Genomic DNA, 12135 nt, shown 5'->3' with positions numbered 1-12135 from the left:
AAAACTTGAAAAATCGTAGGCCCCGAGCCGTGGCTCAAGGGACCTGGTTATTCGTTGTGGCCGCTGATGCGACGACCCCATGCCTGTGCCGTGGCACTGAGCTGCGATTCGTCCAGGCAGGTCAGGCGGCCGTCCTCAAGCAAGGGCTTGCCGGCCACCCACAGATGTTTCACGCAGTCGCGACCGGTGGCGTAGATCAGTTGCGACACCGGGTCATAGACCGGCTGCTGGGCCAGTCCCGACAAATCAAAGGCCACCAGGTCAGCGGCCTTGCCGACTTCCAGCGAGCCGACCGTCGCTTCGATGCCCAGTGCCCGGGCGCCATTAAGCGTGGCCATGCGCAACGCCCTGTGGGCGTCCAGGGCCGTGGCTGAACCGGCGACGGCCTTGGCCAGCAATGCGGCGGTGCGAGTTTCACCCAGCAGGTCCAGATCGTTGTTGCTCGCCGCGCCGTCAGTGCCGACCGCGACATTGACCCCGGCCTGCCACAGGCGCTCCACCGGGCAGAAACCACTGGCCAGCTTCATATTCGATTCCGGGCAATGGATCACGCTGCAGTTGCTTTCTACCAGCAAAGCCTGGTCTTCATCGCTGACCTGAGTCATGTGCACTGCCTGAAAGCGCGGCCCCAGCAGGCCCAGTCGTCCCAGCCGGGCCATGGGCCGCTCACCGGTGTTATCCACAGCCTGCTGCACTTCGAAGGCGGTTTCGTGAACATGCATATGAATGGCCGCGTCCAGTTCTTCGGCGATCACCCGGATTTTCTCCAGGTTTTCGTCACCGACGGTGTAGGGCGCATGGGGACCGAATGCCACTTTGATCCGTGGATGGTGCTTGAGGTCGCCAAACAATTCGATACCCTGACGAATGGCATCATCGGCGCTGGCGGCACCCGGGGATCGGAAAATCGAGGATCGGAATGGCGATTTGTGCGCGGATACCGCTGTTATGCACTCGCTCGCTGGCAACCTTGGGGTAAAAATACATGTCCGAGAAGCACGTGATGCCGCCCTTGAGCTGTTCGGCGATCGCCAGGTCGGTGCCGTCGCGGACAAACTCTTCATCGACCCATTTGCCCTCGGCCGGCCAGATGTGTTGTTCGAGCCAGGTCATCAAGGGCAGATCGTCGGCCAAGCCGCGGAACAGGGTCATCGCCGCATGGCCGTGGGCGTTGATCAACCCAGGGCTGAGGAGCATGCCCGGCAGTTCACGGACCTCGGCGGCGTCACACCTCAGGGCTTCTGCCCGAGGGCCGATGAACACGATGCAGCCGTCGCGGATGCCCAGGCCATGGTCCTTGAGCACGACACCGGCGGGTTCGACAGGCACCAACCAGGTCGGCAGCAATAATAAGTCGAGCGCAACGGCTGGCTTGGGCATCGTGGAACGGTTCCATGGCGTATAAAGGATGGCGAAGTATACCCGAGCGTCTTCGCGGAGGGATCGCTATAATCGGCGGCTTTTGTTCATGAGTGCGGGGTGTGGGATGCGCGATCGACTGTTGGCTGCGGAGAAGGTGAAGGCCATCGATTGGCGTGATGGCGCCCTCTATCTGTTGGATCAGCGTATTTTGCCGTTCGAGGAAACCTGGATCGCCTACACCACGGCGGCCGGTGTGGCTGAGGCCATTCGCTCGATGGTGGTGCGCGGCGCGCCGGCTATCGGCATCAGCGCGGCCTATGGCGTGGTGCTGGCAGCGCGGGCGCGGGTGGCCGAGGGCGGGGACTGGCAGGCGGCGCTGGAAGCCGATTTTGCCCTGCTGGCCGACTCCCGGCCGACGGCGGTGAACCTGTTCTGGGCACTGGACCGGATGCGTGACCGGCTGGGGCGCTTGAAAGAGCATGCCGAACCGCTGGCGGCCCTTGAGGCCGAAGCTGTCGCAATCCATGAAAGCGACCGCGAAGCCAACCTGACCATGGCTCAGTTGGGTGTCGACCTGATCCGCAAGCATCAGGGCAACGCCCAGGCCATCCTGACCCATTGTAATACCGGGGCCCTGGCCACCGGCGGCTTTGGCACGGCCCTTGGCGTGATCCGGGGGGCGTTCCTCGAGGGTATGGTCGAGCGCGTCTACGCCGACGAAACCCGTCCGTGGCTGCAAGGCTCGCGCCTCACCGCGTGGGAACTGGCCAATGAAGGCATCCCGGTGACCCTCAATGCCGATTCCGCCGCCGCCCACATCATGAAGACCAAGGGCGTGACCTGGGTGATCGTTGGCGCCGACCGCATCACGGCCAATGGCGACGTGGCGAACAAGATCGGTACCTATCAACTGGCGGTCTGCGCCATGCACCACGGCGTGCGCTTCATGGTGGTGGCGCCGAGTTCGACCATCGACATGAACCTGGCCAGCGGCGAAGACATTCCGATTGAGGAGCGTGACGGGCGCGAGCTGCTGGAGGTTGGCGGCAAGCGGGTCGGGGCGGATGTGGATGCCTTCAACCCGGTGTTCGACGTCACCCCGGCGGACCTGATCGACGCCATTGTCACCGAAAAAGGCATCGTCGAGCGCCCGGACATGGCGAAGATGGCGCAGTTGATGTGTCGCAAGCGGTTGCATTGACGATTGGTGTTGCCTGGTCCATCGCCTTCGCGAGCAAGCCCGCTCCCACATTGTGACCGCGTCGTTCGCATGATTGATGCACGACACAGGTCCAGTGTGGGAGCGGGCTTGCTCGCGAAGAGGCCCCAATAGTCAACAAATGCCTTGCATTTACCCTTCAAATCTTCATTCGCCTCGCCTCTAAGCCCCTCTCGTCCCATATCAGCCTGTCACCGGTCAACTAACTATGCTCCATGCGCATCAGGGGGATAGGTGCGTGGCGGCTCTTGTGATAACATCCGGCGGTTTCCAGGGCTGCCTCGCGAGGTAGCCTTTACTGCGCAGATCCATGGCATAACTCGTTGATTTGTCGTAAGTCGCTGCATGGCACTTGTTCTGCAGCGGCGAGCTTCGTTCGTCCCATCTGGATGTGACGAGGTTTCACCAGAAAAAGGAATCAGGCTTCTCATGGGCGAACTGGCCAAAGAAATCCTCCCGGTCAATATCGAAGACGAGCTGAAACAGTCCTACCTCGACTACGCAATGAGCGTAATCGTCGGGCGGGCGCTGCCGGATGCGCGCGATGGCTTGAAGCCCGTGCACCGGCGCGTGCTGTTTGCGATGAGCGAGCTGGGCAACGACTTCAACAAGCCGTACAAGAAATCAGCCCGTGTCGTCGGTGACGTGATCGGTAAGTATCACCCCCACGGTGACACCGCCGTGTACGACACCATCGTCCGGATGGCCCAGCCATTCTCCCTGCGCTACTTGCTGGTAGACGGCCAGGGCAACTTCGGTTCCGTGGACGGCGACAACGCCGCAGCCATGCGATACACCGAAGTGCGCATGACCAAGCTGGCCCACGAACTGCTGGCCGACCTGCATAAAGAAACCGTGGACTGGGTGCCGAACTACGACGGCACCGAAATGATCCCGGCGGTCATGCCGACCCGTATCCCGAACCTGCTGGTCAACGGCTCCAGCGGTATCGCCGTGGGCATGGCGACCAACATCCCGCCGCACAACCTCGGTGAAGTCATCGACGGTTGCCTGGCCCTCATCGACAATCCCGAGCTGACGGTCGATGAGCTGATGCAGTACATCCCCGGTCCCGACTTCCCGACCGCCGCGATCATCAACGGTCGCGCCGGCATCATCGAAGCCTACCGTACCGGTCGCGGGCGCATTTACATGCGCGCCCGCTCGACCATCGAAGACATCGACAAGGTCGGTGGCCGCCAGCAGATCGTCATCACCGAACTCCCGTACCAGCTGAACAAGGCCCGTCTGATCGAGAAGATCGCCGAGCTGGTGAAAGAGAAGAAGCTTGAAGGCATCACCGAGCTGCGGGACGAGTCCGACAAGGACGGCATGCGCGTCGTGATCGAATTGCGTCGCGGCGAAGTGCCTGAGGTGATTCTCAACAACCTCTACGCCCAGACCCAGCTGCAAGCGGTGTTCGGCATCAATATCGTGGCGCTGATCGATGGCCGTCCGCGGATCCTGAACCTCAAGGACCTGCTGGAAGCCTTCGTGCGTCACCGTCGCGAAGTGGTCACCCGCCGCACCGTGTTCGAACTGCGCAAGGCCCGCGAGCGTGGTCATATCCTCGAAGGTCAGGCCGTTGCCCTGTCGAACATTGACCCGGTCATCGCCCTGATCAAGGCCTCGCCAACGCCGTCGGAAGCCAAGGAAGCGCTGATCAGCACGCCTTGGGAATCCACCGCAGTCGTGGCGATGGTCGAGCGTGCTGGCGCCGACTCGTGCCGTCCGGAAAACCTCGACCCGCAATACGGCCTGCGCGACGGCAAGTACTTCCTGTCCCCGGAGCAGGCGCAAGCCATTCTGGAACTGCGTCTGCACCGCCTGACCGGTCTGGAACACGAGAAGCTGCTGGCTGAATACCAGGAAATCCTCAACCAGATCGGCGAGCTGATCCGCATCCTCAACAGCGCTACGCGCCTGATGGAAGTGATCCGCGAAGAGCTGGAAGTGATCCGTGCCGAATATGGCGACGTGCGCCGTACCGAGATTCTCGATGCGCGCCTGGACCTGACCCTGGGTGACATGATCCCGGAAGAAGAGCGCGTGGTGACCATTTCCCACGGCGGTTACGCCAAGACCCAGCCGCTGGCCGCCTACCAGGCCCAGCGTCGCGGCGGCAAAGGCAAGTCGGCCACCGGCGTCAAGGACGAGGACTACATCGCTCACCTGCTGGTTGCCAACAGCCACACCACGCTGTTGCTGTTCTCCAGCAAGGGCAAGGTGTACTGGCTCAAGACCTACGAAATTCCCGAAGCGTCCCGTGCCGCCCGTGGTCGTCCGCTGGTCAACCTGCTGCCGCTTGATAGTGATGAATACATCACCACCATGTTGCCGGTGGAGGAATACACCGAAGGTCACTACATCTTCATGGCCACCGCCAAGGGCACCGTGAAGAAGACGCCGCTGGAATCCTTCAGCCGTCAGCGCAGTGTTGGCCTGATCGCGCTGGAGCTGGACGAAGGTGACGTGCTGATTTCCGCCGCCATCACCGACGGTGAGCGTGAGGTCATGCTGTTCTCCGACGGCGGCAAGGTTACCCGTTTCAAGGAATCCGACGTTCGCGCCATGGGCCGTACCGCCCGCGGTGTGCGTGGCATGCGCCTGCCGGAAGGCCAGAAGCTGATCTCCATGCTGATCCCCGAAGAAGGCAGCCAGATCCTCACCGCTTCGGCGCGTGGTTATGGCAAGCGCACGGCCATCAGCGAGTTCCCTGAATACAAGCGTGGCGGCCAGGGCGTGATCGCCATGGTCAGCAACGACCGTAACGGTCGTCTGGTCGGCGCTGTCCAGGTACTCGATGGCGAGGAGATCATGTTGATCTCCGACCAGGGCACTCTGGTGCGCACGCGGGTTGCCGAGGTGTCGAGCCTGGGTCGTAACACCCAGGGCGTGACGCTGATCAAGCTGGCCAGCGACGAGAAGCTGGTAGGGCTTGAGCGGGTGCAGGAGCCATCGGAAGTCGAAGGCGAGGAGCTGGAAGGCGAGGAGGGCGTGGAGTTCGACGGTACTCTTGCTACCGACGTTGACGACATGACCGGCGACCAACCGCTCGACGCTGCCGCAGACGAAGAAGAACCGCAGGACTAAGCGGACATGCAGGGGGCGGATGAAGATTCGCCCCCTTGTTGTTTGTCCCGTTTGAAAATTTGCGACACTGCATATCCCCCTTGTGGGAGCGGGCTTGCTCGCGAATGCGGTGTATCAGTCAATTGGATGTCGACTGGCACACTGCATTCGCGAGCAAGCCCGCTCCCACAGGGGGTGTGTTGATTGAAGATTGATGTGACCACCAGATCAGAGCGAGATTGGATGTGAGCAAGAGAGCCTATAACTTCTGTGCCGGCCCGGCGGCGCTTCCTGAAGCGGTCCTGAAGCGTGCCCAAGGTGAACTTCTCGACTGGCATGGCAAGGGCCTGTCCGTCATGGAAATGAGCCATCGCAGCGATGAGTTCGTGTCCATTGCCACCAAGGCCGAGCAGGACTTGCGTGATCTGCTGAACATCCCCTCCAACTACAAAGTGCTGTTCCTGCAGGGCGGCGCCAGCCAGCAGTTTGCGCAGATTCCGCTGAACCTGCTGCCCGAAAGCGGCAAGGCCGACTACATCGACACCGGGATCTGGTCGCAGAAAGCCATCGAAGAAGCCTCGCGCTACGGCCACGTCAATGTCGCGGCCAGCGCCAAGCCCTACGACTATTTCGCCATCCCCGGCCAGAACGAGTGGAACCTGTCCAAGGACGCTGCCTACGTTCATTACGCGCCGAACGAAACCATCGGCGGCCTGGAATTCAACTGGATTCCGGAAACTGGCGACGTGCCATTGGTGGCTGACATGTCTTCGGACATCCTGTCGCGCCCTGTGGATATTTCCCGTTTCGGCATGATCTACGCCGGCGCCCAGAAGAACATCGGTCCCAGCGGCATCCTGGTCAGCATCATTCGCGAAGATCTGCTGGGACGCGCCCGTTCCTTGTGCCCGACCATGCTCAACTACAAGGTCGCGGCCGACAACGGCTCGATGTACAACACCCCGCCGACCCTGGCCTGGTACCTGTCCGGCCTGGTATTCGAGTGGCTGAAAGAGCAGGGCGGTGTCGAGGCCATCGGCAAGCTCAACGAAGTGAAGCAGCGCACGCTCTATGACTTCATTGATGCCAGCGGTCTCTACAGCAACCCGATCAACAAGACTGATCGCTCGTGGATGAATGTACCGTTCCGCCTGGCCGACGATCGTCTCGACAAGCCGTTCCTGGCCGGTGCCGACGAGCGCGGGCTGCTGAATCTCAAGGGCCACCGTTCGGTCGGCGGCATGCGCGCTTCCATCTACAACGCCGTCGATATCAATGCGGTCAATGCGTTGATTTCCTACATGGCAGAGTTCGAGAAGGAACATGGTTGATGTCTGAGCAAGAACTCAAGGCGCTGCGCCTGCGCATCGATGCCCTGGACGAAAAGGTCCTGGAGCTGATCAGCGAGCGCGCACGCTGTGCCCAGGAAGTGGCACGGGTGAAAATGGCCTCGCTGGCCGAAGGCGAAGTACCGGTGTTCTATCGCCCGGAACGTGAGGCGCAGGTACTCAAGCGCGTCATGGAGCGCAACAAGGGCCCCCTGGGCAACGAAGAAATGGCGCGGTTGTTCCGCGAGATCATGTCTTCGTGCCTGGCCCTTGAGCAGCCTTTGAAAGTCGCCTACCTGGGCCCTGAAGGCACCTTCACCCAGGCTGCGGCCATGAAGCATTTCGGCCACGCGGTGATCAGCAAGCCGATGGCGGCCATCGACGAAGTCTTCCGTGAAGTGGCGGCGGGCGCGGTGAACTTCGGCGTGGTGCCGGTGGAAAACTCCACCGAAGGCGCGGTCAACCATACGCTGGACAGTTTCCTTGAGCACGACATGGTGATCTGCGGCGAAGTCGAGCTGCGCATCCACCATCACCTGTTGGTGGGGGAGAACACCAAGACCGACAGCATCAGCCGGATCTACTCCCACGCCCAGTCCCTGGCCCAGTGCCGCAAGTGGCTGGATGCCCATTATCCGAATGTCGAGCGCGTGGCGGTGTCCAGCAACGCCGAGGCGGCCAAGCGGGTCAAGGGTGAATGGAACTCGGCGGCGATTGCTGGCGATATGGCGGCCGGCCTCTACGGCCTGACCCGCCTGGCGGAAAAAATCGAGGATCGCCCGGACAACTCCACGCGATTCCTGATGATTGGCAGCCAGGAAGTGCCGCCGACCGGCGACGACAAGACGTCGATCATCGTCTCCATGAGCAACAAACCCGGCGCGCTCCATGAGCTGCTGGTGCCGTTCCATGACAATGGCATCGATCTGACACGGATCGAGACCCGTCCGTCGCGCAGCGGTAAATGGACCTACGTGTTTTTCATCGATTTTGTCGGCCACCACCGCGATCCACTGGTAAAAGGTGTGCTGGAAAAAATCAGTCAGGAAGCAGTGGCACTCAAGGTGCTGGGTTCCTACCCCAAAGCAGTTCTTTAAGGGCGGATAGCTAATGAGTGGCAACTTCCTCGCTCTGGCTCAGCCAGGCGTGCAACAACTCTCGCCTTACGTTCCAGGCAAGCCGGTGGACGAATTGGCCCGTGAGCTGGATCTGGACCCGGCCAGCATCGTCAAGCTGGCAAGCAACGAAAACCCTTTGGGGGCGAGCCCCAAGGCGCTGGAGGCGATCCGTGACGAGCTGGCCGAGCTGACCCGTTATCCCGACGGCAACGGTTTCGCCCTCAAAAGCCTGCTGGCCGAGCGCTGTGGCGTCGAGCTGAACCAGGTGACCCTGGGTAACGGGTCCAATGACATTCTCGAACTGGTGGCGCGTGCCTACCTGGCGCCGGGCCTCAATGCCGTGTTCAGCGAACATGCGTTTGCGGTCTACCCGATCGCCACCCAGGCCGTCGGCGCCGACGCCCGTGTGGTGCCGGCCAAGGATTGGGGGCACGACCTGCCCGCCATGCTGGCGGCCATCGACGCCAACACCCGCGTAGTCTTTATTGCCAATCCAAACAATCCGACCGGCACCTGGTTCGACGCCCAGGCGTTGGACGACTTCCTGCAAGACGTGCCCGAGCATGTGCTGGTGGTGCTGGATGAGGCCTACATCGAATACGCCGAAGGCAGCGATTTGCCCGATGGCCTGGATTTTCTCGCGGCCTACCCGAACCTGCTGGTCTCGCGCACGTTCTCCAAGGCCTATGGCCTGGCGTCGTTGCGGGTTGGCTACGGCCTGTCCACCGCGGTGGTGGCCGATGTGCTCAACCGCGTGCGTCAGCCGTTCAACGTCAACAGCTTTGCCCTGGCCGCAGCCTGCGCTGCGCTCGGGGACGACGCCTACCTGGCCGAAAGCCGCCGTCTGAACGAGGCGGGCATGCAGCAGTTGGAAGCCGGGTTCCGTGAGCTGGGCCTGCGCTGGATTCCATCGAAAGGCAACTTCATCTGCGTCGACCTCGGCCGTGTCGCAGCTCCGGTGTTCCAGGGCCTGTTGCGTGAGGGTGTGATCGTGCGTCCGGTGGCCAACTACGGCATGCCGAACCATTTGCGCGTCACCATTGGCCTGCCAGCGGAAAACAGCCGCTTCCTTGAGGCGTTGAGCAAGGTTCTGGCTCGTGGTTGATGTCACTTCACTGCAACCTGCTGCACCTATGATCGGTCGCCTGGTGGTGGTCGGTCTGGGGTTGATCGGCGGCTCGTTCGCCAAAGGCCTGCGCGAAAGCGGTCTGTGTCGTGAAGTGGTGGGTGTCGACCTGGATCCGCAGTCGCGCAAGCTGGCGGTGGAGCTGGGGGTGGTCGATCGCTGCGAGGACGACCTGGCGATCGCTTGCCAGGGCGCGGACGTTATCCAGTTGGCCGTGCCGATCCTGGCCATGGAGAAACTGCTGGCGCGCCTGGCGAGCATGGACCTGGGGCAAGCGATTCTCACGGATGTCGGCAGTGCCAAGGGCAATGTCGTGCGGGCGGCCACCGACGCTTTCGGCGGGATGCCGGCGCGCTTTGTGCCCGGTCATCCGATTGCCGGTTCCGAGCAGAGCGGGGTGGAAGCCTCCAACGCAGAGCTGTTTCGTCGCCACAAAGTAATACTGACGCCATTGGACCAGACCGATCCGGCTGCGCTGGCGGTGGTGGATCGCCTGTGGCGCGAGCTGGGGGCGGACGTCGAGCACATGCAGGTCGAGCGTCACGATGAAGTATTGGCTGCCACCAGCCATTTGCCGCACCTGCTGGCGTTCGGCCTGGTGGATTCATTGGCCAAACGCAATGAAAATCTCGAGATCTTCCGTTACGCTGCCGGCGGTTTCCGCGATTTCACGAGAATCGCTGGTAGCGACCCGGTCATGTGGCACGACATCTTCCTCGCCAACCGCGAAGCTGTCCTGCGCACACTCGATACATTTCGCAGCGACCTCGACGCCTTGCGCGACGCGGTCGATGCAGGGGACGGGCACCAATTGCTGGGCGTTTTCACGCGCGCCAGGGTGGCCCGCGAGCATTTCAGTAAAATCCTGGCCCGTCGGGCCTATGTGGACGCTATGAACTCCAATGATCTGATTTTCCTGGCACAACCTGGTGGCTCCCTGAGTGGGCGTATTCGTGTACCGGGCGATAAATCGATTTCCCACCGTTCGATCATGCTCGGCTCCCTGGCCGAAGGCGTGACCGAAGTAGAAGGCTTTCTCGAAGGTGAAGACGCCCTGGCGACGCTGCAAGCGTTCCGCGACATGGGTGTGGTCATCGAAGGCCCGCACCACGGTCGCGTGACCATCCATGGTGTTGGCCTGCACGGCCTCAAGCCGGCCCCGGGCCCGATCTATCTGGGCAATTCCGGTACATCGATGCGCCTGCTGTCCGGCCTGCTGGCCGCTCAGGACTTCGACAGCACCCTGACCGGTGACGCTTCGCTGTCCAAGCGGCCGATGAATCGCGTGGCCAATCCCCTGCGGGAAATGGGCGCGGTGATCGAGACGGCGGCCGAAGGTCGTCCGCCAATGACCATTCGCGGTGGCAACAAGCTCAAGGGCCTGACCTACACCATGCCGATGGCCAGCGCCCAGGTGAAATCCTGCCTGCTGTTGGCTGGGCTCTATGCCGAAGGCAAGACCACTGTCACCGAGCCGGCCCCGACCCGCGACCACACCGAGCGCATGCTGCGCGGCTTCGGCTACCCGGTCACGGTCAACGGTGCCACAGCCTCGGTAGAGTCCGGCAGCAAATTGACTGCGACCCACATTGAAGTGCCGGGCGATATCTCGTCCTCGGCGTTTTTCCTGGTGGCCGCGTCGATTGCCGAAGGCTCTGATCTGGTGCTCGAGCATGTGGGCATCAACCCGACCCGTACCGGCGTGATCGACATCCTGCGGCTGATGGGCGCTGACATCACCCTGGAAAACCAGCGTGAAGTGGGCGGCGAGCCAGTTGCAGACCTGCGCGTACGAGCAGCTAAACTCAAGGGTATCGAGATTCCCGAAGCGCTGGTGCCGCTGGCCATCGACGAATTCCCGGTGCTGTTCGTGGCGGCGGCCTGTGCTGAAGGGCGCACCGTGCTGACCGGCGCCGAAGAGCTTCGGGTCAAGGAATCGGATCGTATCCAGGTGATGGCTGACGGCCTGATCGCGTTGGGCGTGAAATGCCAGCCGACGCCGGACGGCATCATCATCGACGGCGGCCAGATCGGCGGCGGCGAAGTCCATGGTCACGGTGATCACCGTATCGCCATGGCCTTCAGTGTTGCGTCTTTGCGCGCCAGTGCGCCGATCCGCATCCATGATTGCGCCAACGTCGCGACGTCGTTCCCGAACTTCCTGGCGCTGTGTGCCCAGGTCGGTATTCGAGTAGCACAAGAGGCACAGTCGTGAACATCAAGGCACCGGTCATCACCATCGATGGCCCAAGCGGTTCAGGCAAGGGCACCATCGCCGGAATACTGGCCAAGCAATTGGGCTGGAACCTGCTCGATTCGGGTGCCTTATATCGCCTGTTGGCGTTCGCCGCCGCCAATCATGGCGTCGATCTGACCAACGAAGAGTTGCTCAAGGCTCTGGCTGCGCATCTGGACGTGCAGTTCATCGCGGCGACCGACGGTCAGCTGCAGCGCATCATTCTGGAGGGTGACGAAGTCAGCAATGTCATTCGTACCGAAAGCGTGGGTGCCGGGGCTTCCCAGGTCGCCGCGCTGCCGGCGGTGCGCGAGGCGTTGCTGCAGCGCCAGCGCGCCTTTCAGGAGCCGCCAGGATTGGTCGCCGATGGGCGCGACATGGGTACCGTGGTGTTTCCCGATGCCCCGCTGAAGATTTTTCTCACCGCCAGCGCCGAGGAGAGGGCTCGCCGGCGATATTTGCAGTTGAAGGGCAAAGGTGAGGATGTTAGTCTGTCGAGTCTGCTAGATGAGATCCGTGCACGCGACGAGCGTGATACCCAGCGCGCAGTAGCCCCGCTCAAGCCGGCGGCTGACGCGATACAGCTGGATTCCACGGAGTTGTCCATCGATCAGGTGTTGCAACGCATCATGAGCGAGATCGCCATTCGCGATATCGCCGGGTGACCAGGAAGC

At 62.0% G+C, this 12135-nt stretch carries 7 protein-coding genes and 1 pseudogene; 7 read left to right on the top strand and 1 reads right to left on the bottom strand.

Going from position 1 to position 12135, the window contains the following annotated elements; translation table 11 throughout:
- Positions 1–47: 47 nt before the first annotated feature.
- A pseudogene (locus PSH57_RS20510) lies at positions 48–1152 on the bottom strand (TRZ/ATZ family hydrolase).
- A gap of 334 nt (positions 1153–1486) precedes the next feature.
- Here PSH57_RS20510 and mtnA point away from each other — a divergent pair.
- From mtnA to cmk, 7 genes are all read left to right on the top strand, one after another.
- On the top strand, positions 1487–2563 hold the full coding sequence (gene mtnA, locus PSH57_RS20505) for an S-methyl-5-thioribose-1-phosphate isomerase (RefSeq protein ID WP_305385166.1): 1077 nt from the start codon (positions 1487–1489) through the stop codon (positions 2561–2563).
- Positions 2564–3010: 447 nt separating this feature from the next.
- Positions 3011–5674: a DNA gyrase subunit A gene (gyrA, locus tag PSH57_RS20500; RefSeq protein WP_305385164.1), complete on the top strand. Its 2664-nt coding sequence runs from the start codon at positions 3011–3013 to the stop codon at positions 5672–5674.
- A gap of 224 nt (positions 5675–5898) precedes the next feature.
- Entirely contained in the window at positions 5899–6984 is a 1086-nt protein-coding gene (gene serC / locus PSH57_RS20495) for a 3-phosphoserine/phosphohydroxythreonine transaminase (protein WP_305385162.1), read from the top strand.
- Positions 6984–8078 carry a prephenate dehydratase gene (gene pheA / locus PSH57_RS20490; RefSeq protein WP_003199233.1) on the top strand — a complete coding sequence of 365 codons (1095 nt, stop codon included), beginning with the start codon at positions 6984–6986 and terminating at the stop codon, positions 8076–8078. Before serC ends, pheA begins: the two co-directional genes overlap by 1 nt.
- Before the next feature lie 13 nt (positions 8079–8091).
- Positions 8092–9204 (top strand): histidinol-phosphate transaminase, encoded by a 1113-nt coding sequence (gene hisC / locus PSH57_RS20485; protein WP_305416046.1) that lies wholly within the window; start codon positions 8092–8094, stop codon positions 9202–9204.
- Positions 9205–9232: 28 nt separating this feature from the next.
- Positions 9233–11440 (top strand): bifunctional prephenate dehydrogenase/3-phosphoshikimate 1-carboxyvinyltransferase, encoded by a 2208-nt coding sequence (locus tag PSH57_RS20480; RefSeq protein WP_305390440.1) that lies wholly within the window; start codon positions 9233–9235, stop codon positions 11438–11440.
- A complete protein-coding gene (gene cmk, locus PSH57_RS20475) occupies positions 11437–12126 on the top strand; it encodes a (d)CMP kinase (protein ID WP_047226311.1) in 690 nt (229 codons plus the stop codon). Before PSH57_RS20480 ends, cmk begins: the two co-directional genes overlap by 4 nt.
- The last annotated feature ends 9 nt before the right edge of the window (positions 12127–12135 follow it).

It is taken from the genome of Pseudomonas hefeiensis, from assembly GCF_030687835.1.
Taxonomy (GTDB): domain Bacteria; phylum Pseudomonadota; class Gammaproteobacteria; order Pseudomonadales; family Pseudomonadaceae; genus Aquipseudomonas; species Aquipseudomonas hefeiensis.
Note: the sequence above shows the minus strand (reverse complement) of the source record. Positions and strands in the feature narration are given on the sequence as shown.